Genomic DNA, 22716 nt, shown 5'->3' with positions numbered 1-22716 from the left:
ACGTCCCCCCCCCCCCCCCCCCCCCCCCCCCCCCCCCCCCCCCCCCCCCCCCCCCGCCCGCCCCCCCCCCCCCCCCCCCCCCCCCCCCCCCCCCCCCCCCCCCCGCCGGTGCCGGTTGTGCGGCCGCCCTGGCGGCGGCGTTCGTCAGTTCGTGCTGAGACCCTTTTCGCTGCCCTTCTTGAGCTTGCGGTCGTCGCGCAGCTGCAGGAACGGCTCGTCGTCCGGGTCGTGACCGGCGGCGATGGCCCGGCCGCGTTCCAGCTCGGCATCGAGTTCGGCACCCAGCATGATCGCCATGTTCGAGATCCAGAGCCAGACCAGGAACGCGATGACACCACCCAGGGTCCCGTACGTCTTGTTGTAGTTGGCGAAGCTCGCCAGGTAGAGCGCGAACGCGCCGGAAGCGAGCACCCACAGCACGACGGCGAAGATGCCACCCGGGCTGACCCAGCGGAAACCACCGGTCCTGGCGTTCGGGGAGGCCCAGTAGAGGATCGCGAACATCAGACTGATCAGCAGAATGAGGACCGGCCACTTGGCGATGTTCCACGTCGTGACCGCCGCGGAGCCCAGGCCGATGGTGTCGCCGACCGCCTGGGCCAGGTCACCGGTGAAGACCACGATCACGGCGGACAGGATCAGCAGGATGCCGACCACCGCGGTGACACCGACCCGGATCGGCAGCGTCTTCCAGATCGGCCGGCCCTCGGGGACGTCGTAGATCGCGTTCGAGGCCCGCATGAACGCGGCGGTGTACCCCGAGGCCGACCAGAACGCGGCGAGCAGACCGACGATGGCGGCCAGGCTCGCGGTGCCGGAATCGGAAACCTGACCGAGCACCTGGTTGACCAGGTCCTGGATCTGCGGCGGCGCGACATCGTTGAGCGTGTCCTGGACGGTCTGCTTGCCGTCGTTGCTCAGCAGACCGAGAACCGACACCAGGACCAGCGCGCCCGGGAAGATCGACAGCACGCCGTAATAGGTGAGCGCGGCCGCCCAGTCGCTGATGTTGTCCTCGGAGAACTGCTTGAACGTACGCTTCAGCGCCGCCCAGATCCCCTTGCCGTGCAGCTTCGCGGGGCTGCTCGGGCCGTCTTTCGGACCGGGGGCGTCGAGGTTCACGTCGTCCTTGCTCTCGCCTGTCCGCGTCGTGTTCGTCGCTTCCAGGTCGTAGCTGCGCTCCCCGGCTTCCCGGGCGGCCTTGTCGTCCTTGTCGTGCGCCGCATGGTCGGCTTTACGCAGAAGTTTCATGAGCGATCTCCTTCCAGGGGCGCTACGGGTCCAACCGGCCGTTACGCGTCCCGGCCTGCAGTCGTGATGCCCGCCCCGCCGCGTCTCTAACCTCCTTCACCCCAGCAGACGTACAGCGATCACCCAGGTCAGCGCCGCGGAAGGCCACGTACAAGCTCTGCGGACGGCCTGCGGGCGAGCGGACCACCGGGCCGGCCACGCTTGCGCAGGTCCAGCGCGTATTCCGGTGGTGGACCCGCGGCTATTGCAACCGGCCTCCCCGGCCCACCGCGTGGTACCTGGAGCTGCAGACCCGCAACGCGCAGCGCTTGGCGTCGAGCATCGAGTCCGCCTGGCTCGCCCTGATCCTCGCGGACTGCCTCGCCGTATCCCTCCCGGGTGGGGAGCTTGCTGGTCTTCACCGACCGGCGGCAGCTGCCCGCCACCTCGGACGCTCTGCGGGGCGGCGGGTGGCTGGCGCTCAGGTCGTAGTAACGCCACAACTGCGGCGTGAGCTATGGCATCAAATCCCGGCCCAGGTCCGCAGCGCCGTCGAAGAACGAACGGGACCGGTCGCCGAGGCAGAGACGGTCGGGGCCGGCTCGATCACCGATCTCGTGACCACGAAGAACTTCCTCATCGACCAGCAGAACATCACGGTGGTGGACTGGTCGATGCCCTGCCGAGGCACGTCGTGGATCGATCCCGCCCTGATGGTCGTCCGGCTCATCCGCGCCGGCCACGCCACCGAACAAGCCGAGCGCTGGGCGACCCTTGGGCATGGACGGTGGCTGTGTCGAGCCAGGCGGCCGTGAAGCCCAGTACTCGATGCCGATCGTGAACCAATGAATGCGGTCAGCTCAACGGCCGCCATAGGGGTCTGCCTGCGGCTCGTATGGAGCTGAGCACCGCCAGGCCGATCAGCACGACGACCATGGCCGTGGAATACGAGGCAACCCGTCCGTCGGTACCCCGGCTACTTCAGCAGCAGGCCGCTCATCCGGCGGCCGGCGACGAACAGGCCGATCGCGAACAGGACCAGCAGGTACGCGACGTCGACGAGCTGGAACCAGCCGAGCGCGTCCAGACAGATCGCCCGGGTGAGGTCGACCGCCCGGTAGAGCGGGGTGAACTCCACCAGCCAGCGCAGGGCGGTGGGGTAGGACCCGGCCGGGACGAACGTGCCGGAGAAGAGGAACAGGGCGAACTGGACCGAGACCACGATGTCGAAGTCCTGCCAGCTCTTCATGTACGTGGACAGGGCCATGCCCGCGCCGCCGAACGCGAACCCGATCAGGATGGTGGCCAGGAACGCGAGCACCGCGCGGGGGGCCGTGGTCAGGTCCATCACGACCATGACGATGAGGAAAGCCGCCGCGTAGATGCTGCCCCGGATCATGGCCCAGGCCAGCTCCCCGAGCGCGATCTCCATCGGCTTGACGGGGGTCGCGAGCATCCCGTCGTACAGCTTCATGAATTTCATCTTGCCGAAGAAGTTGAACGTGGTCTCCGAGAGCGCGCCGGTCATGGCCGAGGCCGCGAGCATGGCCGGGGCGACGAAGGACGCGTAGGCCACCGCCCGGCCGTCCGGGAGCGTGAGATCGCCGACCAGCGTGCCGACGCCCACCCCGATCGAGAAGAGGTAGAGCACCGGTTCGAGGAAACCGGAGAACATCACCAGCCAGTACGTCCAGCGCAGGGTGGCCACGTTGCGTTCGACCACCGAGCCGGAGCGTCGGCCCGCGCCCTCGAAGGCGATGAGGCGGGGCAGGACGAAGGTCACCACGTCAGACCACGAGCCGTCGACGGAACTGCCGCAGGGCGAGCACCCAGCCCACGCCCACCCACAACGCGAGATAGAGCAGGTGCCAGGCGGCCGGCCAGGACGGGGCGACGCCCAGCGTGGCCGCGCGGCTCAGGTCGACGGCGTGCCAGAGCGGGAACGCGTACGCGATCCATCGCAGGACCTCCGGGAGGGACTCGACCGGGAAGAAGACTCCCGAGAACAGGGACATCGGGATGACGCCGAGGCGGTGCAGCACCGCCAGATAGCTGTCGGTGCGGATGGTCGCCGCGAACGCGAACGTCGGCGTCGCGACCGCGAGGCCGACCAGCGCCGCGATCGGCAGGGTGGTCAGCGCCCACCAGGAGTGCATCGTGCCGAACGCGGCGGCGACGGCCAGGAACGCCCCCGCGGTGATCAGGGTGCGCACGACGACGAACAGCAGGTTGCCGTCGAGGATGTCGGACACCCGCAGCGGCCCCGCGGCCTGGGCGTAGAAGTTGCGCTGCCAGTTGAAGCCACCCAGCACCGGCCAGGTGGACTCGCCGACCGCGACCTGCATGGCCGTCGACGCGATCAGGCCGGGGACCATCCAGTCCAGATAGGGCACCCCGTCCACGCCGCCGGTGACGTAGGCCCCCACGCCCACGCCGAAACCGAGCATCGTGAGCAGCGGCATCACGAACGAGGACAGCACGCTGCCCCGCCACACCCGGCGATACATGACCAGGTGATACTCCAGCACGTAACGGGTCATCTCAGTCCACCAGCGTCCGGCCGGTCAGGTGCAGGAAGACGTCCTCGAGGCTGCTGCGGCGGACCAGCACCCCGGCCGGGGACAGGGCCCGGCCGTGCACCTCGGACACCGCCGCGTCGCCGTCGTGGACATAGAGCAGGATGCGGTCGGGGAGGATCTCGAGGCGCTCACCGATGCCGTCGAGCTTGTCGGCGAACGGCTCCTGGGACTCCGCGGCGAACCGCAGCTCCACGACCTCACGGGTGGAATACCGGTCGATCAGGGCGCGGGGTGAGCCCTCCGCGACGATCTTGCCGGCGTCCATCACCACGAGCCGGTCGCAGAGCTGCTCGGCCTCGTCCATGTAGTGCGTGGTCAGCACGAGGGTGACGCCCTGCTGCTTCAGCCGGAACAGCCGCTCCCAGACCAGGTGCCGGGCCTGCGGGTCGAGACCCGTGGTGGGCTCGTCGAGCAGCACCACCTCCGGCTCGTTCACCAGCGCGCGGGCGATGGTCAGCCGCCGCTTCATGCCGCCGGACAACGGTTCCACCTTGCTGTCGGCCCGCTCGGTGAGCTGCACGAAGTCGAGCAGCTCGTCGGCCCGGGCCCGGGCGACCTTGCGCGGGATACCGAAGAAACGGGCATACGTCGTCAGGTTCTCCCGGACGGTGAGATCCAGATCCAGGTTGTCCAGCTGCGGGCACACGCCGAGCCGGGCCCGGATCTTCGTGCCGTCGGTCAGCGGATCCATGCCGAGGATCCGCAGCACCCCACCCGACGGCGGGGAGACACAGCCGATCATGCGCATGGTCGAGCTCTTGCCCGCGCCGTTGGGCCCGAGGAAGCCGAACGCCTCGCCGGATGCCACATCGACGTCGATGCCGGCGACGGCGGTGAAGCCTTCGAACCGTTTGACCAGCCCGCGGGCGTGAATGAGAGTCACTGCCCGACCCTAACCAGAGGGTCTGACAAAAACGACGTAGTTATAGGGGAGGCGCGGTGGCTTCCTGCGCGGACGCGACCAGGATGTCGGTGGCCTCCACGACCGGATCGGCGTCGACCGCGGTTCGCGCGTCGTACCGCACCGACCAGGTCAGACCGTCCACACCGCTGACCCGCCGCGCGACGACCCGGACACCGCCGTTGGGCGGCAACGGATGATGCGACGTGTACGCGACGGAGCGCGTCACCCGGGTGCGTACCTGATCCGGCAACTCCCCCGGCTCCAGCAGCAGGAACCCGATGAGCGGGGCGTCCACCAGCACCACATAGCCGTTGCGCTCGTGCGCCACCTCGGCCGGGGTGATCACCAGCTCCCGCCCGGACCACGCCGCCTTGTGGATCTCGTGCCACCCGAGCCGCTTGCCGTCCGGCAGCCACAGGCCACGGTTCGTGGCGACCAGCACCGCACCGCCGTCGAGGGCGGCCCAGCTGAGCACGCGCTCCTCGGCCTCCAGCGGCGGCGTACGGTCGGCGGGGAGCTTCGGACGACGCCGGAAGAGCTTGATCACAATGCACCTGCTGCCTGGTCGCGCAGCGCGCGGGCGTGCTGCTCGAGCGAGAAGAGTTCCCCGGCGAGAGCCAGGTATTCGTCCTTGTGGGCCACCGGGTTGATCCGCTGCACCTTGGACTTCAGATCCTTGATCCGGGTGGTAACTGCACCCAGCTGCAGGCGTGCAAGCTGCTTCGAGACGTAATAGAGATCAACTTCGCCATCTAGGCGCAGCTCCTCCACTGCGAGCTCGCTGATAAGAGCTTTCGCGGCAATGTCATCACACGCGTCCCGGACGCCTTCAATCCAGACGGCGCCAGCAAGTCCCTTCACTGCACCACCGGCACCCGCAACCGCCAGCCTTACAGACCGATATATAGGATTTTGGTACATATCGACCTCGATTGCATCAAACATTGCTCCAGCGAGGACCGGATATTGCAATGCTAGCTTCAGGACTTCCCGCTCCACTCTTGTCTGAAGACTTTCTGTTTCCAATGCTGGCTTGCGTGGATTCTCAATCTGAGCACCAGTGCGCCGATCGGCAGCCTTCAACACCTCTCGCGCTTCCTCTGGGTCAACGCCGATGATTTGACTCAGTTGCCGCAGGTATTGCTCTCGTAGATCCCATCTACGCAGCTGAAGCATGAAGTCCGTTGTTGCTCGGAGAGCATTAGAACGCCCTTCAGCGGTATCCAAGTCATAGCGTCCAGCAATACTGCGCAATGCATAGGTAAGGAGCGGCTCACGGCCCGCAACTAGATCCCGGACAGCTAGGTCACCTCGAGCTAGTCGCAGTTCACACGGATCCATGCCGCCCGGACTAACTGCCACAAAGGTCTGCGTGACAAACCGCTGATCTTCAGAAAAAGCCCTCATTGCAGCTTTCTGTCCCGCAGCATCGCCATCGAAAGTGAAAATAATCTCTCCACCAAAAACATCGGCATCCATGAGGAATCGACGCAGCACTCCAATGTGTTCTACTCCAAAGGAGGTACCGCACGTAGCCACTGCGGTCAGGACACCGGCTTCATGGCACGCCATGACATCGGTATAGCCTTCGACAATAACCGCCTGGCTTTGCTTCGCCATCGGCTTCTTCGCGAGGTCAATACCGTAAAGCACGTGACTCTTTTTATAGAGAGGAGTCTCGGGTGTATTCAAATATTTGGGGCCATCATCATCGTCAAACAACTTTCTGGCCCCGAAGCCAATTACATCACCAGACAGATCGCGAATAGGCCACATCAGGCGCCGCCTAAAGCGATCAATGAGTGAACCAGACCGTGATGGCTTGGCCAAGCCGCCTACAGTCAGATCGTCCGCGCTAAACCCTTTTTGAAGCAAGTGCTTGGTTAAGAGATCCCAACCCTCAGGCGCAAAACCACAACCATACTTTTCGGCAGTAGCTCGCCCAAAACCGCGCTCAGCCAAGAATTGACGGGCAGGTCGAGCATGCGCTTTCCCGAGCTGGCTGGCGTAGAAATCAGCAGCCGCAGCATGTGCGGCGATCAAGCGTTGTCTCTGACCAGGCTGCTGACGCGCTACCCCGCCACCTTGGAAGCCGTTTTCTTCATATCGAAGCTGAAGACCGGCTTTGGTGGCAAGCCTCTCTAGCGACTCCACGAAAGTTAGGTGCTCAGCATCCATCAAAAACTTTATAGCGTCTCCGCCTACCCCACAGCCATGACAGAAAAACACGCCGCGAGCAGGAGAGACGGTGAAGGACGGGGTCTTCTCGTCATGGAAAGGGCACAGGCCCTTGAGGTTGCCGCCGCCCGCCGAGCGCAGCGTCACGGTCTCGCTGATGATGTCCGCGATCGAGGTCCGGTCGCGGACCAGCGCGATGTCTTCGTCCTTGACCCTGCCCGCCACGGCTACATACTGCCTCGCGTCAGCCGTCGCCTGCCACGAGGGTCCGGTGCCAGGCGACCGCGGCCGGGTCGGTGAGCGAGGCGACCTGGTCGACCACCACGCGTAGCCGGCCCGCGTCGTCCGAGGCAGCGTGCCACATCTCCCGGAACATGGGGTCGAGACGGTCCGGGCCGCGCCGGGCGAGTTCGGTCACGAGGGTGGTGAGGATCTCGCGCTGCTGCTCGTACCAGTGTTCGGCCGCGCGGGCCCGCATCACGTAGCGCAGTGCCATCCCCTTGAGGAGGGCGCACTGATTACGCACCGTGCGGGGCACGACGAGGTCGGCGGCGTAACGGCGGACCGGTTCGCGGTCGTGGCGGCTGCTGGTGGCACCGACCGCGGAGGCGACGAACCGGCCGGTGAGCACGCTGGTCATCCGTTTGAGGGCGGCCTGGGCGCGGTAGGTGCCGTCGTACCCGGCGACGGCGATGACGAGTTCGTCGGCGAGCAGCAGGTCGAGGGCCTCGCCCAGGTCGGCGGCGGTCTCGTCGGAGTAGGTGGCCGCGACGTCGGCGCACAGTTCGGCGCGTTCGCCGGGGTCGTCGAGCAGGGGGCGCAACGTGAGGTAGCCGCCGTGCACCCCGTCCTCCACGTCGTGCACGGAGTAGGCGACGTCGTCGGCCCAGTCCATGACCTGCGCTTCCAGGCACTTGCGTTCGCCGGGTGGGGCGGTTTCGCGTACCCAGGTGAAGGCCGGCAGATCGTCGGGGTAGTAACCGAACTTGCGGTCGTGGCCCCGGCGGGGCCAGGGGTATTTGCAGGCGGCGTCGAGTGACGCGCGGGTGAGGTTGAGGCCGGCTCCCTCGACCTTGGCCTCGAGGCGGGTGAGCACGCGCAGGGTCTGTGCGTTGCCCTCGAAGCCGCCGCAGGGTTCGGCGATCACGTGCAGGGCGGCCTCGCCGTTGTGGCCGAACGGGGGGTGGCCGATGTCGTGGGCCAGCCCGGCCACGTCGACGACGTCGGGGTCGCAGCCGAGCCGGGAGCCCATCTCGCGGGAGATCTGGGCGACTTCCAGGGAGTGGGTGAGCCGGGTGCGCAGGAAGTCGTCGGATCCGGCGGTGTGCACCTGGGTCTTGGCGGCGAGGCGCCGGAAGCCAGCCGAGTGCAGCACCCGGGCCCGGTCCCGTTCGAACTGGGTGCGGCCGTACCCGCTGTCCTTGGCGGGTTCGGCTACCCAGCGTTCAGCGTCCCGCGACATGGATCAACCCTAGGGCCACGATTGAGTAAGCGTGATGGATCTTACTAAGGCTGTGTCGATGCTCGCCGATGAGGTTTACGTGAAAATCGGGACACGGCTGGTCACCATGGCAGTTATCGGTATCGCCTCGGTGGTGCTGGTCGGCAGTGCCGCTGAGTGGGGCACGTCGCACCAGGACACGGCGACCGGTGACATCGCCACGATCAGCGACGGCATGAGCCGTCAGTGGAACGCCGACATGATGCACGACGGGTTGCGGGCCGACGTGATGTCGGCGATGTACGCGACGACCGCCGCCCAGCGCACGACGTTCGCCGTCGACGAGGTCGGCGAGCACGTCGAGACGCTGGTGACGAATTTCGACGCGGCGGCGAAGACGGCTTCGGGCGCGCTGGCCGAGCGCTATGCGAAGGCCCGGCCGGAGGTGGTCGCGTACGGGGACGCCGCCGAGGCCATCGTGGCACTCGCCGCGACCGATCATGCCGCGGCGGTGGCGCAGCTGCCCGCTTTTCTCGACAAGTTCGCGGCGCTGGAGGAGGAACTCGGCGCCATCGACGACGCCATGTTGCAGGCGGTCGCGGACGCGACCGCGGCGGGCCGGGAGGCCGGCCGGACGAGCAACTGGCTGATCCTGGCCGCGGGTCTGCTGGGGGCGTTGCTGACCGCGATGGTGGCCGTACTCACCCTGCGTGCGGTGCGCCGGCCGCTGGCGCAGATGCTGACGTCGCTGCGGGCGGCGGCCGGGCGGGATCTGACCGTGCACGCCGAGGTGGTGAACCGGGACGAGCTGGGTGAGATGGCCGAGGCGCTGAACGAGGCGCTGAACGCGATCCGGACGACGGTGGCGGCGACCGCAACCAGTGTCGGCACGCTCACGGCCGCCAGTGGTGACCTGCGGGAACTCGCGGGCAAGCTGGATACCTCGGCGGAGCGGACCTCGACGCAGGCGCGCACCGCGGATGAGGCCGCCCGGCAGGTGTCGGAGTCGGTGACCGGCATGTCGACGGCGACCGAGGAGCTCTCCACGTCGATCCGGGAGATCGCCCGGCAGACCTCCGACGCCGCGGTCACCACCAATCAGGCGAGTCGTAACGCCGCGGACACGTCGGCACTGGTGGCCACGCTGAGTGAGGCGAGCCGGGAGATCGGCGACATCGTCCAGCTGATCACCGGGATCGCCGAGCAGACGAACCTGCTGGCGCTGAACGCGACGATCGAGGCGGCCCGGGCCGGGGCGCTGGGCAAGGGCTTCGCGGTGGTCGCGACCGAGGTCAAGGAACTGGCCCAGGAGACCGCCCAGGCCACCGGCGACATCACCACCAAGATCACCGCGATCCAGGGCATGACGGAGCGGACGGCCGCCGCGATCGACACCATCTCCGCGGTCATCGCGACCATCGACGACGGGCAGCGCACCATCGCGGCGGCGGTCGAGCAGCAGTCGGCGACGACCGAGCTCATGGCCCGGGACGTGGGTGACGTGTCGGCGGCGGCGAACGAGATCAGCGGCACGGTCACCGGGATCACCGAGTCGAGCGGGGCGACCGCGGAGGGTGCGAACACCACCCGTCAGTCGGCCGAGCGGGTCAGCGCCGCGGCGTCGGACATCAACACCCTGATCGGGCAGTTCACGTACTAGACGACAGTACGCAGAACTCGTTGCCCTCGGGGTCGGCGAGCACCACCCAGCCGGCGTCCTCGTGCTGGCCGACCTCGGCCGGGCGGGCGCCCATGTCGACGAGACGCTCGACCTCCGCCTCCTGATCGTCCGGGCGCAGGTCGAGGTGCAGCCGGTTCTTGACCGTCTTGGCGTCGGGGACCGGCACGAACAGCAGCCCGGGCAGTTCGTCCGGGCCGCGCCGGATCTCCACCTCGTCGGGTGTCTCCTTGACGATCCGGAAGCCGAGGGCCTCCGCCCACCAGCGGGCCAGCCGGGCGGGATCCTCCGCGTCGACGACGACCTGTTCCCAGCGACTGGGCATGTGCGCGGACCTCCTCGAGACGCCATCGAAAGTGGCGATCATGTTACGCGCAATCGGCGTACGGGCCACCCGGCGAACGCGAACCGGCTGCGCGGGGCCGGTGCGGCGCATCGAGCATCATGACGCACAACGGGTGCGACCCGAGATCTCCGCGTGCGCGCAGGATGGCCCACTGTAACGCCCCCCACCTCGGCTGAATCTTCGCTACGAAGCACCCCAAGGAGTGACGTGCCCGGGGTCGAGAACTGTCTGCAGGAGGCCATGGCGATCCCCGGCGCGATCGGCGCCAGCATCGTCGACTACACCACGGGGTTCCCGGTCGCGACCTCCGGAGCCGCACCCAACGAGGACCACGAGGCCGCGGCCGTCGGCACGGCGGACGTCGTGCAGGCGGCGCAGAGCCGGTCGCTGTTCGTCTCGGCGGTCCCGCACGACCTGCTCGAGGACCTGATCATCACGACCGCGGGGGGTTACCACCTGCTGCGGCTCGTCCAGACCGACTTCGACAGCCGGCTGGTGCTGTACGTGTGGCTGGACCGGCTCCGCGGCAACCTCGCCGTGGCCCGCCGGCGCATGCAGCTGCTGGCCGAACAACTCATCTCTGTTTAGGGGGTATCTGGTGGCGCCCGCGAAGTCTCCCGCTCCAGGGCGTCTGCTCACGCAGATAGCCGGCGAGCGACGGACCGGCGCCCTGATCGTCGGCGGGGCGCCGGGCGGCACGGTGTACCTCGTCGACGGGCAGGTCACGTACGCCGAGTCGGCGGCCGCACCGGGCGTCGGCGAACTGCTCACCGCGTCCGGGCGGCTGGCGGCCCGGACCTGGCAGGCGGCTCTGGACGCGGGCAGCGGGCAGGGTTCGGCCGGCCGGCTGCTGGTCCACCAGGGCCATCTCACCCAGGGCGAACTCGAGTTGTGCGTGCTGGGGGCCACTTACGACGCGGCGTATTTCGCGCTCTCGCCGGTGGCCGCGCTCGCCGATTTCCTGGAGGGGGCCCGGCACTGGCTGGGCGACGTGGTCCGGATCGACCCGGCGGCGCTCACCCGCGAGTCCCGGCGCCGCGCCCGGTTGCTCGCCGACATCATCGCCAACCCGGGGATCGACACCGCGGTGGTCATCCCGGTCGCCCGGCCGCCCCGGGAACGGGTCACGCTGACGTCGGCGCAGTGGGAGCTGCTGGTGCACGCGGACGGCCAGCGCACCCCGGCGGATCTGGCGCAGCTGCTGGGTCGCGCCGGTTTCGCCACGGTCCAGGAACTGCGCCGGCTGGCGGCACTCGGCCTGATCGAGCTGCCCACGGTCCGGGCGGCGGAGAACCCCGATTTTGTACGGCTGCCGCGTGCGCACGGGACCTCTGTGGACGTACACCGGCCACCGGTCCCGGTCGTCTCCCCCGCGGCCGTCCCGGCCCCTCCCGCAGCAGTCCCCGTCTCCCCCGCGGCCGTCCCCGTCCCCGTCTCCCCCGCGGCCGTCCCCGTCTCCGCCGTCCCCGTCCCCGTCGCGACCCGGCCCGCCGCGGCCTCCGGTGACCCGCCGCCAGTCGCTGACCGGGCTGTGACCGACCGGGTTGCGGCTGACCGGCCGCCGCGGCTGGCTCGGCGCAAACCGGGCGCCAAGCTGCCCAAGGAGCTGGCCGCGGAACCGCCGCAGCCGCACACCAACGCCGACGAGGTCCTGCTCAAACGCATTCGTACGGCGTTGAGGGCCCTGCGATGACCCGCGCCCCGCCCGGGCGATCTCGATCCAGGAAGGAGTCCGGAACCGATGACGGTGGATCCGGCGGTACTGACGGAACTCAGCAACCTCCGCACCAGGCTGCCTGAGCTGTCCGGAAGTGTCCTCGCGACCGCCGACGGCATGGTTGTCGCGCACGACGCGCACGGTATCGAGCCTGACAGCCTCGCCGCCCTCGCCGCCGCGCATCTCGCGCTCGCCCGGCGGTTCGCGCACGCCGTCAACCACGGCGACCTGCGGGAATCGGTGGTCGAGTGCGACGGCGGATACATCACCTCGTACACCGCGGGCCCGAACGCCCTGCTCACGCTGGTCACCAGCAGGAACGCCAACCTGGCGCTGGTGCACCTGGAAGCCCGTCGCGCCGTACGCCGGTTGGAGCGGGTCCTGATCCTGCAGGCCCCCGCCACCGTGCGGCCGGAGATCCCGGCCCAGGCCGCACCGCTGGCCCGGCGCACGCCGATGGCGACCCTGCAGAGCACCTTCCGGGGCCGTTGAAGCCCACCCACCATCCCTTTGACAACGGAGGAAACCCCATGCCCGACATGGAAACCGCACTGAAGGAAGTCATGGACATCGACGGCGCGATCGGCGTCGCCCTGGTGGACCACACCAGCGGGATGGCGCTCGGCACGGCCGGCGGCGGCAAGGACCTCGATCTGACGGTCGCGGCGGCCGGCAACACCGACGTCGTGCGCGCGAAACTGCGGGCCATGGAGATGCTCAACATCTCCGAGAAGATCGAGGACATCCTGATCACATTGGATTCGCAATATCACATGATCAGACCGCTCACGAGCCGCTCCGGCAAAGGCCTTTTCCTGTACGTGGCCCTGCGCCGCGACCGCTCCAACCTGGCGATGGCCCGGCATCAGCTCAAGCGCATCGAGAACGACATAGACGTCTGAGAAACGGCGGGCTGGACATTGTGTCCGGCCCGCCGTCTGTTCCATGGCCGAACAATAATTCGCTTACCCGATGATCTGGACGCATTTATCGGAAAGGCGACTCGTCATGGGAAATCGGCAGACCGCCGCACTAGCGCACCAGCGAGCGCGACGTCGGGGCGAGCACCAGAGCCTGCTCCGCGTCGCCGAGCGTGGCCACGTGGGCGTCGGCGGCGGCCTGGTCGGCGCAGCGGGTGACCGTCACGAGCACGTGCTCGCCCTCGCGGACGGGCAGCGCCGGGAACGTGTTCTCGCTGTACTCGGTGGTGAAGCCGGCCGACGACGGGTACGCGGTGAACGGCGCGTCCGCGAACCGCAGGGTCACCACGACGCGCGACGGTGGGTCCTCCCGCAGCCGCGTGCCGGTGAGCGGCAGCCCGGTGCCGCCCGGGAGCTCGCGCAGCAGCAGGACGTCGTCGAACGCGATCATCGTGGCGTTGGCCCGGTCGCGGTAGGCCGCCCAGACCGGGCCGCCGTAGAAAGCGGCCAGGGACGCGGCGCGGCTCGCCATGTCGGGGAACCCGCGCAGCCAGACGAACCGGTCGGGTGCGTCGACGTCGCGGAACTGGCCGAGCACGCCCATGCCGAGGGCTTCCTGGGTCTCCACGAACTCGCGGTCGAAGAGCTCGATCAGCTCGTCGCGGCGGCCCGGGTGCAGGGTGTACTGCCGCAGTTCCACGATGGGGTAGCTCATCCGCCGCTGTTCTCCATCTCGGCCCCCTCGGGGACGGTGTCGTCGTCGCGGCTGTCGAGCCAGCCATAGGGCAGGGAGACCTTGCCGGGGGCGTTGATCCGGCCGCGGGGCTGGCCGAGCGACTCACGCGGGAACGGCTGGTCGCCGTCGAGCTTGGCGAGCAGGTCGTCGAGCTGGGCCAGGGACGTGACCATGGCCAGTTCGCGGCGCAGGTCGCCGCCGACCGGGAAGCCCTTGAGATACCACGCGACGTGCTTGCGGAAGTCGGCGCAGCCGTGGCGTTCGTCCCCGAGCGCGTCGACCAGCAGGTGGGCGTGCCGGGACATGATCGCGGTGACCTCGGCCAGCGTGGGCAGCTCCTGCGACTCGACGCCGTTGTACGCCGCCTGCAGATCCTTGAACAGCCACGGGCGGCCGAGGCAGCCGCGGCCGACGACGACCCCGTCGACGCCGGTGTGCGCGACCATGCGCATCGCGTCGGCGCCTTCCCAGATGTCACCGTTGCCGAGCACCGGGACGTCGAGGGCCTGCTTGAGGGTCGCGATGGCGTCCCAGTCGGCGACACCCGAGTAGCGCTGTTCGGCCGTACGCGCGTGCAGGGCGACCGCCGCGACGCCGGCCTCCTGGGCGATGAGCCCGGCCTCGACGTAGGTCAGATGGTCGTCGTCGATGCCCTTGCGCATCTTGATGGTGACCGGGATCCCGAACGGCGCGGCGGCCTCGACGGCCTGCTTGACGATCCGGCCGAACAGCTTGCGCCGCCAGGGCAGCGCACTGCCCCCGCCGCGCCGGGTCACCTTGGGCACCGGGCAGCCGAAGTTGAGGTCGATGTGATCGGCGAGGTTGTCCTCGGCGATCATGCGCACGGCGGCGGCGGTCACGTCCGGGTCCACGCCGTAGAGCTGCAGGCTGCGGAAATCCTCGTCCGGCCCGAACTCGATCATCTTGAGCGTCTTGGGGATCCGCTCGACCAGCGCCCGCGTCGTGATCATCTCGCACACGTAGATGCCGCCGCCCTGTTCCCGGCAGAGCGACCGGAAAGCGACATTGGTGATACCGGCCATGGGAGCGAGCACCACCGGCGGCCACGCCTCGTGCGCGCCGATCTTCAGTGGGGTACGGGAGAGTGCGAGAGTCACGTCGTCGAGCATGGCACACGCCGGTCTGGGAGAGTCAAAACGTGCAGCCTGTGCAGAGCCCCCGCCATCTCATCGCCGTCTTCGCGTCCCCGGTCTCCGAGGCCCTGCTCCGCCTCGGTCTCGACCTGGGCTTCCGATGCACCCTGGTCGAGCCGGATCCGACCTCGTTGCAGGGCCCGCCCCGCCCGCACGGCGACGCCCTGGTCGACGACCTGTCCGCCGCGGAGGTGAGCGAGCACACCGACATCGTGCTGACCGACCACCACCGCCCGGAGATCGGCGACATCCTCCGGCAGGCCCTCGCGACGGACGCCCGCTGGATCGGCATCATGGGCAACCCCCACCACGAGGGCCCGCACGTCGAGGCCCTGCGCGCCCTGGGCGTCCCCGGCGACGAGATCGCCCGGGTGCACCGCCCGATCGGCCTCAACATCGGCAGCCGGACCCCGGCCGAGATCGCCGTGGCGACCCTCGCCGGCCTCATCGCCGACCGCAACGACCGCCCGGGTGGCTTCACCTTCTAGAGAATGGCCTTCGCCACCTCGTCCGGGTGGGTCAGCAGCGTTTCGTGGGTGCCCGGCACCATGATCGGTTCCACGCCGGCCCGGGCGGCCAGTTCCGCGCCGGGAGCGGCGAGCGCCAGGTCACGTTCGGCAAGGACATATTTCACGGGTACGCCCAGGGTGCCGACCCCGTCGACGTCGAGTGCGTCGAGCATGTAGCCACCGGGCTGGGGGGTCAGCTGGTCGTACACGAGGCGTTGCAGGTGTTCGGGTTCGTCCTGCATGAGCGACGCCCGGAACGAGGCGAAGTCCACCCCGATGGTGCCGTCGGGGGACGCGTCGATGGTGCCGCGGATCCACGGGCCCATCTCCGGTCCCATCGCGTCGGCCATCGACTGGCCGCGCAGCGGCACGAAAGCGCTGACGAACGCGATGCCGGCGAGCCGCCCGCCCAGCCGCGGTGCCGCCCCGGTGATCGGGATCCCGGCGAAGCTGTGCCCGACCAGGACGACATCGCGCAGGTCGCGGCGCTCGACCTCGGCCACGATGTGGTCGACGGCGTCGGCGAGCCGCAGCCCGGTCGCGTCGTCACCCATCGCCAGGCCGGGCAGGGTCAGCGCGTACGCACCATGACCGGCCGACCGGACCCGCTGCCCGACCGGGTGCCAGGACCAGCCGCCGTGCCATGCGCCCGGGACAAGAACGAAGTTCATGGAGTCTCCTCTGTTGATCAGAGTGCACTCTACTGAACCGACGCTCGTCTACGATGTGAGCGTGGCAACAGGACGACGGGCCGAGTACGCCCGAGCGACGAAGGAAGCGATCCGGGCGGCGGCCCACGACCTCTTCCTGACGAACGGCTACTTCTCGACCCGGGTGGAGGACATCGCCCGCGCCGCCCGGGTCGCCCCGGCGACGGTCTACGCGGTCGGCGGCGGCAAGAACGGCCTGCTCCGCGACCTGATCGAGACCACGACGACCTCTCCGGAGAACCGGGAGCTCCTCGTCCAGCTGGCGGAGCTCACCGACCCCGGCGACCTGCTCAGGTCCATCGTCGACATCTCAGCGGCCAAGTTCGCACGCTGGTCACCACTGCTGCGCCAGGTCTACGCCGCGGCCCCCCAGGAGCCGACGGTCCAGGAGGCCCTCGACCTGGCCCATGCCGGCCTGCGCAACGGCCTGGCGGTGACAGCCGCCCGCCTGGCGGCCCTGCACGCTCTCAAACCGGGCATGACCGCCGCCGAGGCAACCGACATCCTCTGGTTCCACCTCAGCAACAGGGCCTACTTCACCCTGACCGACGACCTCTCGTGGCCACTCCCCCGGACCAGAACCTGGCTGACCCAGGCCCTGACCACAGCCCTGCTGCACGGGAACGGCCCCGCGCCCCGGGAGGGGAACGGGGCCGTCGGGCACAGCGGAGGCCAGAAAATCAGCAGCCGGGCAGGCGCTTGATGAGGTAGTCCTCGATCTGGGCGAGGGAGACGCGTTCCTGCTTCATGGTGTCGCGGTCGCGGACCGTCACGGCGTCGTCGGTGAGGGTGTCGAAGTCGACCGTGACGCAGAACGGGGTGCCGATCTCGTCCTGGCGGCGGTAACGGCGGCCGATGGCCTGGGAGTCGTCGAACTCGACCATCCAGCGCTTGCGGAGCAGCTCGGCGAGACCGCGGGCCTTCGGGGACAGCTCCGGGTTGCGGGACAGCGGGAGCACCGCGACCTTGACCGGTGCGAGGCGGGGGTCGAAGCGCATGACCGTGCGCTTGTCGACGCCGCCCTTGGTGTTGGGCGCCTCGTCCTCGTCGTAGGCCTCGAGCAGGAACGCGAGGACGGCCCGGGTGAGGCCGGCGGCCGGCTCGATGACGTACGGGACCCAGCGTTCCTGCTTCTCCTGGTCGAAGTAGGACAGGTCGACGCCGGAGTGCTTCGAGTGGGTCGAGAGGTCGTAGTCGGTGCGGTTGGCGATGCCCTCGAGCTCCGCGAACTCGGTGCCCCCGAACTGGAAGCGGTATTCGATGTCGACCGTGCGCTTGGAGTAGTGCGAGAGCTTCTCCGCCGGGTGCTCGAAGAAGCGCAGGTTGGTCTCCGAGAGGCCGAGGTCGCGATACCAGTTCCAGCGCTGCTCGAGCCAGTACTCGTGCCAGGTCTCGTCGGTGCCGGGCTGAACGAAGAACTCCATCTCCATCTGCTCGAACTCGCGGGTCCGGAAGATGAAGTTGCCGGGGGTGATCTCGTTGCGGAAGCTCTTGCCGACCTGCGCGATGCCGAACGGCGGCTTCTTGCGGGCCGAGGTCGCCACGTTGTTGTAGTTGACGAAGATGCCCTGGGCCGTCTCGGGGCGCAGGTAGTGCATGCCGTCGGCGCTCTCGGTGGGGCCGAGGTAGGTCTTCATCAGCCCGTTGAACATCTTGGGCTCGGTGAACGTGCCCTTGTTGCCGCAGTTGGGGCAGTTGAGCTCGCTGAGCGAGGCCGGCGGGGTGCCGTGCTTGGCCTCCCACGCCTCCTCGAGGTGGTCGGCGCGGTAACGCTTGTGGCACGACTGGCACTCGGTCAGCGGGTCGACGAACGCGTCGATGTGGCCCGAGGCGGTCCACACGTCGCGGGCGAGGATCACGGCGGAGTCGAGGCCGACGATGTCGTCGCGCTGCTGGACCATCGTCTTCCACCACTGCTGGCGGACGTTGTCCTTGAGCGCCACGCCGAGCGGACCGTAGTCCCACGCCGAGCGGGTGCCCCCGTAGATCTCGCTGGAGGGGAAGACGAAGCCACGGCGCTTGGCCAGGCTGACGACGGCGTCGATACGGTCGGCGGGCATGTTCCTCCTACGCCGGCTGGTTGTCGGCGGAGTTTGTGGTGGGACAGGGACAAAAGAGCAGATTACTCGGTGAAGCCGCACAGCTCGAAGCTGCCGGTGCTGGTGTTCTGGTCCAGGTTGACGGTCACCTGGCGGGCCGGTCCACCGGAATACCACCGGTCGACGGCCGCGGTGCCGGTCTGCAGCGAGAAGGAGACCATGTCCCAGCGGACGACCGGCTCCTCGCCGGTGACCCCCGCGGTGAACTCGGCCTGGGTCCGGTCCCGGCGCTGCTGCTCGCACTGCATGTCGTAGGCCTCGCCGTAGCGGCGGTCGAGCAGCGCCCCGTAGTAGTCGTCGATCGTCGCCTCGACCTGCTCGCTGAGCGCGCGCGTCATGACCGTGCCCAGCCCGATGACCGCGGCGAGCCCGCCCACGATCGCGAGCACCAGCGCGCCGGCGCCGATCCCGATCGCCAGGCCGCGGCGGCGCCGGCGGCCCTCGACGGGCGGCGCCGGGAACGGCGGGTAGACCCCAGGACCCTGCGGCGGGGCAGGGAGGTGCACCGGAGCGGTCATGGGGTCAAGCCTACGGCTCAGCGGGGGAAGTCGGCGGCCCGGTCGGAGGCCGCCACGGCCACCGGGGCGCCCGGATCGGCGGTGGCGAGCGTCTCGAACGCGGACGGTTCGTCGAGCGAGAGGGCAAGAAGCGGGGTCGCGTGCACCTTGACGTCGAAACCGCCGAGCGCGCGCCGGTAGGCTCCCACGGATTCCCACTCGGTGACGAGGGTCCAGTAGGCGGGGTCGTCCAGTGCGCGGGTGAGCCGTCCGGAGCGGTATCCGGTGCTTGCCGCGAGGGCGGCCAGGGCGGCGTGCGCCCGTTCGACGAACGGGTCCTGCGTCTCGGGCGGGACGACGAAGCGGTTCAGCACCAGCATGACGTGAGCCTACGCACACCCCCAGGAGACGACGTGACCCCGCCCCCGGCCGGAAGCTTGTTGCGCAGGCTGTCGCGCGTGAACCCGACGACCGCCTTCGTGCTGGCGCTGGCGGTGTTCCTCGCCGGCCTGCTGCTGCCCGGGATCCTCGGCGCCGCGCTGCTGTTCCTGCTCGCCGCCGGGCTGTCGGGGCTCACGTTCACGACGTGGCCGGTGCAGACCACGTCCGTACGCGCGATCCGCCTGGTCATGCTCGCCCTGCTGTTCGGCGCGGTGATCGCGAAGGTGATCTGAAGCATGCGCTTTTGACAATCATTCCCATTATCGGTCATTGTTGATGACATGCAGCCGCGTCGCAGGGTCCTCGCCGCGGTCGTCGCCGCGCTGACGCTGGTGCCGACGGCCGGCTGCGCCCAGCGCGCGAGCGGGTTCTCCGGTGGCCGGCTGGACGTGGTGACCGCGTTCTACCCGCTGCAATATCTCGCCGAGCGGATCGGCGGGGAGCAGGTCGCCGTCACCAGCCTCACCAAGCCGGGCACCGAGCCCCACGACGTCGAGCTCAGCCCGCGCCAGGTCGGCCAGATCGTCGACGCCGGCGTGGTCGTCCTCCTCGGCGGTTTCCAGCCGGCCGTGGACCAGGCCGTCAAGCAGGAGGCCGCGGACCGCTCGCTCGACGTCGGCACGGTGGTCGAGCTGCTGAGCGCCGAGGCGCACGAGCACCACCCGGGCGAGGAAGAGGAAGGCCACGGGCTGGACCCGCACGTCTGGCTCGACCCCGAGCGCTACGCGACCATCGCCGACGCCGTCGCCGCCCGCCTCGCGCAGGCCGACCCCGCGCACGCGGACGACTACACGAGCCGCGCGCAGGCCGTCCGCGCCGAGCTCGCGACGCTCGACACCGACTACGCGGCCCGGCTGAGAACATGTCAGCGTCGCGAGATCGTCACCAGTCACGAGGCCTTCCACTACCTGGCCGACCGGTATGCGCTGACCGAGGTCGGCGTCACCGGGATCTCCCCCGAGGCGGAGCCGTCCCCGCAGCGCCTCGCCCACGCCGCCGAGGAGGCGAGAGCCACGGGAACCACCACGATCTTCTTCGAGACCCTGGTCAGTCCGAAGGTCGCCGAGACCATCGCCCGTGAGGTCGGGGCGAGCACCGCGGTCCTCGACCCGCTCGAGGGCGTGTCCGAGCCCGGCGCCGACTACTTCACCGTCATGCGGGCCAACCTGACCGCGCTCACCACCGCCCTGGGGTGCACCTCATGAGCATCGTCTCGGTGCGCCACGGCGCCGTGCGGTACGGCGGTCGCCACGTGCTGCGCGACGTCACTTTGGAGGTCGGTGACGGCCAGGTGGTCGCGATCCTCGGCGCCAACGGTTCCGGAAAATCCACGCTGGTGCGCACGGTCCTCGGCCTGGTCCCGCTCGCGGGCGGGGAGATCGACCTCTTCGGTACGCCGCAACGGCGCTTCCGCCAGTGGGCCCGGATCGGGTACGTCCCGCAGCGCATCGGCGCGGGTAGCGGCGTCCCGGCCACGGTCGGTGAGGTCGTGGCGTCCGGACGGCTCGCCCGGCGCGGCATCCTCAGGCCGGCCCGGGCCGCGGACCGCGCCGCCGTGCGGGCCGCGCTCGCCGACGTCGGGCTGCTCGACCGGGCCGACGACCCGGTCACCACGCTCTCCGGCGGTCAGCAGCAGCGCACCCTGATCGCCCGGGCCCTGTCCGGCGCCCCCGACCTGCTGGTGCTCGACGAGCCCACGGCCGGCGTGGACTCCGCCAGCCAGGAGGCGTTCGCCGGGGTGCTGGGCCGCTTCGCCGCCCGCGGCGGCACGATCCTGCTGGTCGCGCACGAGCTCGGCCCGATCGAACCGCTCATCGACAAGGCGGTGGTGGTGCACGACGGGCGGATCGCGTACGAGGGCAAGGTCCCCGAACCCGCCGGGCACCACGCCACCGCCGGTCACGACCACGTCCACCCGCACGCCGAGCCGGAACGCCCGGTGATCTGCGTGGCCCCCACCGACCGGATGCCGGCGAACTAGTGGAACTCTTCCAGTACGACTTCATGATCCGGGCCCTGGTCGGCGCGCTGATCATCGGCCTGGCCGCGCCCGCGCTCGGCATCTACCTGGTGCAGCGCCGGCTGTCGCTGATCGGCGACGGCATCGGTCACGTCGCGCTCACCGGCGTCGGCGTCGGGCTGCTGCTGCACCAGTCCCCGGTGCTCACCGCGGTCATCGTCTCGGTGCTCGGCGCGATCGGCGTGGAGCTCGTCCGCGAACGCGGCCGCACCTCCGGCGACCTGGCCCTGGCCCTGCTCTTCTACGGCGGCATCGCGGGCGGCGTGGTGCTGGTCGGCCTCTCCGACAGCAACAGCGGCAACCTCGTGCAGTACCTCTTCGGCTCGCTGATCACCACGACCCGGCAGGACCTGATCGTGATCGCGGTCCTGGGCACCGCCGTGCTCGTGGCGATGCTCGCGCTGCGGCCGGCCCTGTTCGCGGTCTGCAACGACGAGGAGTACGCGAAGGTTTCGGGGCTTCCCGTCCGTACCCTCAATCTGTTGCTCGCGGTGACCACCGCCGTGACCGTCACGATCGCCATGCGCACCGTCGGCCTGCTTCTCGTCAGTGCTCTCATGGTCGTGCCGGTGGCAGCCGCGCAGCAGGTCACCCGCGGTTTCCGCACGACGATGGCGGTGGCCATGCTGATCGGTGTCGTCGCCGCGGCGGCCGGCGTCGGGGTCTCCGGCGAGTTCGACACCCCGCCCGGCGCGACCATCGTCATCCTGGCCATCGCGGTCTTCCTGGCGATCACCGTGGGAGCCGCGGTCCGGCGCGTGCTGCGCCGCAAGCTGCCGCCGGAACACCTTTCCGAACCACCCGACGTCGTGCTGCAGGGAGGTGCCCGATGACCGCCGAGGCCGTGCCGGGTCAGACCACCGGATACGAGGCGTACGAGGCCGCGGGTGAGCTGCTGCGCGCCCTGTCCGCGCCGATCCGGGTGGCGATCGTCGCCGAACTCGGCGCGGGTGAGCGTTGCGTGCACGAGCTCGTCGAGAAGCTCGGCGCGCCGCAGCCGCTCGTTTCGCAGCATTTGCGCGTGTTGCGCGGCGCGGGCGTGGTGCGCGGTAACCGCCGCGGCCGGGAGATCGCATACTCACTGGTGGACGAACACGTCGCGCACATCGTCGCCGATGCCGTCAGCCACGCGCGGGAGGTCTCATGAGCGAGGAAACAATTGTCCGGAACACCAAGCAGCGAACCGCGGTACGGGATCTGCTGGCCGACTGCGAGGGCTTCCACAGCGCCCAGGATCTGCACGCCATCCTGCGCGAACGCGGCGAACGCGTCGGGCTGACCACGGTGTACCGCACACTGCAGGGACTCGCCGACGCCGGCGAGATCGACGTCATGCGCCCGCCCGGTGGCGAGCACCTGTACCGGCGCTGCAGCAGCGGTCACCATCACCACCTGGTCTGCCGCTCCTGCGGCCGCACCGTCGAGGTGGAGGGACCGGCGGTCGAGAGCTGGGCCGAGAAGGTCGCCGGTCGGCACGGTTTTGTCGATGTCTCGCACACGATGGAGATCTTCGGGACCTGTACGGAGTGCGCCGCGAAGGAAAAACCAGCATCCTGA

Annotated in this window: 28 protein-coding genes; 14 read left to right on the top strand and 14 right to left on the bottom strand. The window is 69.3% G+C overall.

The genetic code is table 11. From position 1 onward, the window contains the following. Positions 1 to 144: 144 nt before the first annotated feature. A complete protein-coding gene (locus ACIA6A_RS12940; protein ID WP_396097737.1) occupies positions 145 to 1251 on the bottom strand; it encodes a YihY/virulence factor BrkB family protein in 1107 nt (368 codons plus the stop codon). A gap of 449 nt (positions 1252 to 1700) precedes the next feature. Between ACIA6A_RS12940 and ACIA6A_RS12935 the strand changes: the two genes are divergently transcribed. Next, positions 1701 to 2045 carry a hypothetical protein gene (locus tag ACIA6A_RS12935; protein ID WP_396097736.1) on the top strand — a complete coding sequence of 115 codons (345 nt, stop codon included), beginning with the start codon at positions 1701 to 1703 and terminating at the stop codon, positions 2043 to 2045. A gap of 161 nt (positions 2046 to 2206) precedes the next feature. Here the strand turns inward: ACIA6A_RS12935 and ACIA6A_RS12930 are convergent, their stop codons facing one another. From ACIA6A_RS12930 to ACIA6A_RS12905, 6 genes are read right to left on the bottom strand one after another with little or no spacing between them, the layout of a single operon-like run. Continuing rightward, positions 2207 to 3016: an ABC transporter permease gene (locus ACIA6A_RS12930; protein ID WP_396097735.1), complete on the bottom strand. Its 810-nt coding sequence runs from the start codon at positions 3014 to 3016 to the stop codon at positions 2207 to 2209. A gap of 1 nt (position 3017) precedes the next feature. After that, complete coding sequence (locus tag ACIA6A_RS12925; RefSeq protein WP_396097734.1) at positions 3018 to 3770, bottom strand: ABC transporter permease; 753 nt, start codon at positions 3768 to 3770, stop codon at positions 3018 to 3020. Between the two features lies 1 nt (position 3771). Continuing rightward, a complete protein-coding gene (locus tag ACIA6A_RS12920; protein WP_396097733.1) occupies positions 3772 to 4692 on the bottom strand; it encodes an ABC transporter ATP-binding protein in 921 nt (306 codons plus the stop codon). 40 nt (positions 4693 to 4732) lie between these two features. After that, positions 4733 to 5257: a hypothetical protein gene (locus ACIA6A_RS12915; protein WP_396098531.1), complete on the bottom strand. Its 525-nt coding sequence runs from the start codon at positions 5255 to 5257 to the stop codon at positions 4733 to 4735. Further along, entirely contained in the window at positions 5257 to 7116 is a 1860-nt protein-coding gene (gene dnaG / locus ACIA6A_RS12910) for a DNA primase (RefSeq protein WP_396097732.1), read from the bottom strand. Before dnaG ends, ACIA6A_RS12915 begins: the two co-directional genes overlap by 1 nt. Before the next feature lie 19 nt (positions 7117 to 7135). Further along, on the bottom strand, positions 7136 to 8353 hold the full coding sequence (locus ACIA6A_RS12905) for a deoxyguanosinetriphosphate triphosphohydrolase (RefSeq protein WP_396097731.1): 1218 nt from the start codon (positions 8351 to 8353) through the stop codon (positions 7136 to 7138). A 79-nt stretch (positions 8354 to 8432) separates the two neighbouring features. On the opposite strand from ACIA6A_RS12905, the gene ACIA6A_RS12900 reads away from it, so the two are divergent. Next, positions 8433 to 9992: a methyl-accepting chemotaxis protein gene (locus ACIA6A_RS12900; protein ID WP_396097729.1), complete on the top strand. Its 1560-nt coding sequence runs from the start codon at positions 8433 to 8435 to the stop codon at positions 9990 to 9992. Here ACIA6A_RS12900 and ACIA6A_RS12895 read toward each other — a convergent pair. Further along, a complete protein-coding gene (locus ACIA6A_RS12895) occupies positions 9982 to 10335 on the bottom strand; it encodes a VOC family protein (protein WP_396097728.1) in 354 nt (117 codons plus the stop codon). The two genes, ACIA6A_RS12900 and ACIA6A_RS12895, sit on opposite strands and share 11 nt — an antisense overlap. Positions 10336 to 10563: 228 nt before the next feature. On the opposite strand from ACIA6A_RS12895, the gene ACIA6A_RS12890 reads away from it, so the two are divergent. From ACIA6A_RS12890 to ACIA6A_RS12875, 4 genes are read left to right on the top strand one after another with little or no spacing between them, the layout of a single operon-like run. Continuing rightward, positions 10564 to 10944, top strand: coding sequence for a hypothetical protein (locus tag ACIA6A_RS12890; protein WP_396097727.1), 381 nt, complete (start codon positions 10564 to 10566; stop codon positions 10942 to 10944). Between the two features lie 10 nt (positions 10945 to 10954). Further along, positions 10955 to 12049, top strand: a complete 1095-nt coding sequence (locus tag ACIA6A_RS12885) for a DUF4388 domain-containing protein (RefSeq protein ID WP_396097726.1) — start codon at positions 10955 to 10957, stop codon at positions 12047 to 12049. 48 nt (positions 12050 to 12097) lie between these two features. Further along, positions 12098 to 12565, top strand: coding sequence for a roadblock/LC7 domain-containing protein (locus ACIA6A_RS12880; protein ID WP_396097725.1), 468 nt, complete (start codon positions 12098 to 12100; stop codon positions 12563 to 12565). A gap of 38 nt (positions 12566 to 12603) precedes the next feature. Continuing rightward, complete coding sequence (locus tag ACIA6A_RS12875) at positions 12604 to 12975, top strand: hypothetical protein (protein WP_396097723.1); 372 nt, start codon at positions 12604 to 12606, stop codon at positions 12973 to 12975. A 130-nt stretch (positions 12976 to 13105) separates the two neighbouring features. On the opposite strand, the gene ACIA6A_RS12870 is transcribed toward ACIA6A_RS12875, so the two are convergent. Next, entirely contained in the window at positions 13106 to 13708 is a 603-nt protein-coding gene (locus ACIA6A_RS12870) for an NIPSNAP family protein (RefSeq protein WP_396097722.1), read from the bottom strand. Continuing rightward, positions 13705 to 14859 carry a tRNA dihydrouridine synthase DusB gene (dusB, locus tag ACIA6A_RS12865; RefSeq protein WP_396097721.1) on the bottom strand — a complete coding sequence of 385 codons (1155 nt, stop codon included), beginning with the start codon at positions 14857 to 14859 and terminating at the stop codon, positions 13705 to 13707. The genes ACIA6A_RS12870 and dusB overlap by 4 nt, the downstream gene beginning before the upstream one ends. Before the next feature lie 29 nt (positions 14860 to 14888). Here dusB and ACIA6A_RS12860 point away from each other — a divergent pair, with 29 nt between their 5' ends. Beyond that, positions 14889 to 15371, top strand: a complete 483-nt coding sequence (locus ACIA6A_RS12860) for an XdhC family protein (protein WP_396097720.1) — start codon at positions 14889 to 14891, stop codon at positions 15369 to 15371. Here the strand turns inward: ACIA6A_RS12860 and ACIA6A_RS12855 are convergent. Then, positions 15368 to 16063 carry an alpha/beta fold hydrolase gene (locus ACIA6A_RS12855; RefSeq protein WP_396097719.1) on the bottom strand — a complete coding sequence of 232 codons (696 nt, stop codon included), beginning with the start codon at positions 16061 to 16063 and terminating at the stop codon, positions 15368 to 15370. The genes ACIA6A_RS12860 and ACIA6A_RS12855 overlap by 4 nt on opposite strands. 61 nt (positions 16064 to 16124) lie before the next feature. On the opposite strand from ACIA6A_RS12855, the gene ACIA6A_RS12850 reads away from it, so the two are divergent. Further along, positions 16125 to 16805: a TetR/AcrR family transcriptional regulator gene (locus tag ACIA6A_RS12850; protein WP_396097718.1), complete on the top strand. Its 681-nt coding sequence runs from the start codon at positions 16125 to 16127 to the stop codon at positions 16803 to 16805. Here the strand turns inward: ACIA6A_RS12850 and ACIA6A_RS12845 are convergent. From ACIA6A_RS12845 to ACIA6A_RS12835, 3 genes are all read right to left on the bottom strand, one after another. After that, positions 16783 to 18162: a glycine--tRNA ligase gene (locus tag ACIA6A_RS12845; protein ID WP_396097717.1), complete on the bottom strand. Its 1380-nt coding sequence runs from the start codon at positions 18160 to 18162 to the stop codon at positions 16783 to 16785. The genes ACIA6A_RS12850 and ACIA6A_RS12845 overlap by 23 nt on opposite strands. A 62-nt stretch (positions 18163 to 18224) precedes the next feature. Further along, positions 18225 to 18719: a hypothetical protein gene (locus tag ACIA6A_RS12840; protein ID WP_396097716.1), complete on the bottom strand. Its 495-nt coding sequence runs from the start codon at positions 18717 to 18719 to the stop codon at positions 18225 to 18227. A 17-nt stretch (positions 18720 to 18736) separates the two neighbouring features. Then, positions 18737 to 19078: an antibiotic biosynthesis monooxygenase family protein gene (locus tag ACIA6A_RS12835; protein ID WP_396097715.1), complete on the bottom strand. Its 342-nt coding sequence runs from the start codon at positions 19076 to 19078 to the stop codon at positions 18737 to 18739. Positions 19079 to 19156: 78 nt separating this feature from the next. On the opposite strand from ACIA6A_RS12835, the gene ACIA6A_RS12830 reads away from it, so the two are divergent. The 6 genes from ACIA6A_RS12830 to ACIA6A_RS12805 are packed head-to-tail and all read left to right on the top strand — an operon-like array spanning position 19157 to position 22716. Continuing rightward, entirely contained in the window at positions 19157 to 19372 is a 216-nt protein-coding gene (locus tag ACIA6A_RS12830) for a DUF6703 family protein (RefSeq protein ID WP_396097714.1), read from the top strand. A gap of 48 nt (positions 19373 to 19420) precedes the next feature. Then, positions 19421 to 20344 (top strand): metal ABC transporter substrate-binding protein, encoded by a 924-nt coding sequence (locus ACIA6A_RS12825; protein ID WP_396097713.1) that lies wholly within the window; start codon positions 19421 to 19423, stop codon positions 20342 to 20344. Beyond that, positions 20341 to 21120 carry a metal ABC transporter ATP-binding protein gene (locus ACIA6A_RS12820; RefSeq protein ID WP_396097712.1) on the top strand — a complete coding sequence of 260 codons (780 nt, stop codon included), beginning with the start codon at positions 20341 to 20343 and terminating at the stop codon, positions 21118 to 21120. Before ACIA6A_RS12825 ends, ACIA6A_RS12820 begins: the two co-directional genes overlap by 4 nt. Continuing rightward, positions 21120 to 21992 (top strand): metal ABC transporter permease, encoded by an 873-nt coding sequence (locus tag ACIA6A_RS12815; protein WP_396097711.1) that lies wholly within the window; start codon positions 21120 to 21122, stop codon positions 21990 to 21992. Before ACIA6A_RS12820 ends, ACIA6A_RS12815 begins: the two co-directional genes overlap by 1 nt. Beyond that, on the top strand, positions 21989 to 22306 hold the full coding sequence (locus ACIA6A_RS12810; protein WP_396097709.1) for an ArsR/SmtB family transcription factor: 318 nt from the start codon (positions 21989 to 21991) through the stop codon (positions 22304 to 22306). The genes ACIA6A_RS12815 and ACIA6A_RS12810 overlap by 4 nt, the downstream gene beginning before the upstream one ends. After that, on the top strand, positions 22303 to 22716 hold the full coding sequence (locus ACIA6A_RS12805; protein ID WP_396097708.1) for a Fur family transcriptional regulator: 414 nt from the start codon (positions 22303 to 22305) through the stop codon (positions 22714 to 22716). Before ACIA6A_RS12810 ends, ACIA6A_RS12805 begins: the two co-directional genes overlap by 4 nt.

The sequence above is a fragment of the Actinoplanes sp. NPDC051494 genome (assembly GCF_044454705.1).
Lineage (GTDB): Bacteria > Actinomycetota > Actinomycetes > Mycobacteriales > Micromonosporaceae > Actinoplanes.
This window is presented reverse-complemented; position numbering and strand designations above follow the sequence as displayed.

Excerpts from the sequence above, each read along its gene's own strand:
- ACIA6A_RS12810 (WP_396097709.1), top strand. The coding sequence starts at position 21,989 with ATGACCGCCGAGGCCGTGCCGGGTCAGACCACCGGATACGAGGCGTAC.
- ACIA6A_RS12875 (WP_396097723.1), top strand. The coding sequence starts at position 12,604 with ATGCCCGACATGGAAACCGCACTGAAGGAAGTCATGGACATCGACGGC.
- ACIA6A_RS12820 (WP_396097712.1), top strand. The coding sequence starts at position 20,341 with ATGAGCATCGTCTCGGTGCGCCACGGCGCCGTGCGGTACGGCGGTCGC.
- ACIA6A_RS12855 (WP_396097719.1), bottom strand. The coding sequence starts at position 16,063 with ATGAACTTCGTTCTTGTCCCGGGCGCATGGCACGGCGGCTGGTCCTGG.
- ACIA6A_RS12825 (WP_396097713.1), top strand. The coding sequence starts at position 19,421 with ATGCAGCCGCGTCGCAGGGTCCTCGCCGCGGTCGTCGCCGCGCTGACG.
- ACIA6A_RS12805 (WP_396097708.1), top strand. The coding sequence starts at position 22,303 with ATGAGCGAGGAAACAATTGTCCGGAACACCAAGCAGCGAACCGCGGTA.
- ACIA6A_RS12925 (WP_396097734.1), bottom strand. The coding sequence starts at position 3,770 with ATGACCCGTTACGTGCTGGAGTATCACCTGGTCATGTATCGCCGGGTG.
- ACIA6A_RS12840 (WP_396097716.1), bottom strand. The coding sequence starts at position 18,719 with ATGACCGCTCCGGTGCACCTCCCTGCCCCGCCGCAGGGTCCTGGGGTC.
- ACIA6A_RS12845 (WP_396097717.1), bottom strand. The coding sequence starts at position 18,162 with ATGCCCGCCGACCGTATCGACGCCGTCGTCAGCCTGGCCAAGCGCCGT.
- ACIA6A_RS12870 (WP_396097722.1), bottom strand. The coding sequence starts at position 13,708 with ATGAGCTACCCCATCGTGGAACTGCGGCAGTACACCCTGCACCCGGGC.
- dusB (WP_396097721.1), bottom strand. The coding sequence starts at position 14,859 with ATGCTCGACGACGTGACTCTCGCACTCTCCCGTACCCCACTGAAGATC.
- ACIA6A_RS12940 (WP_396097737.1), bottom strand. The coding sequence starts at position 1,251 with ATGAAACTTCTGCGTAAAGCCGACCATGCGGCGCACGACAAGGACGAC.
- ACIA6A_RS12905 (WP_396097731.1), bottom strand. The coding sequence starts at position 8,353 with ATGTCGCGGGACGCTGAACGCTGGGTAGCCGAACCCGCCAAGGACAGC.
- ACIA6A_RS12895 (WP_396097728.1), bottom strand. The coding sequence starts at position 10,335 with ATGCCCAGTCGCTGGGAACAGGTCGTCGTCGACGCGGAGGATCCCGCC.
- ACIA6A_RS12835 (WP_396097715.1), bottom strand. The coding sequence starts at position 19,078 with ATGCTGGTGCTGAACCGCTTCGTCGTCCCGCCCGAGACGCAGGACCCG.
- ACIA6A_RS12880 (WP_396097725.1), top strand. The coding sequence starts at position 12,098 with ATGACGGTGGATCCGGCGGTACTGACGGAACTCAGCAACCTCCGCACC.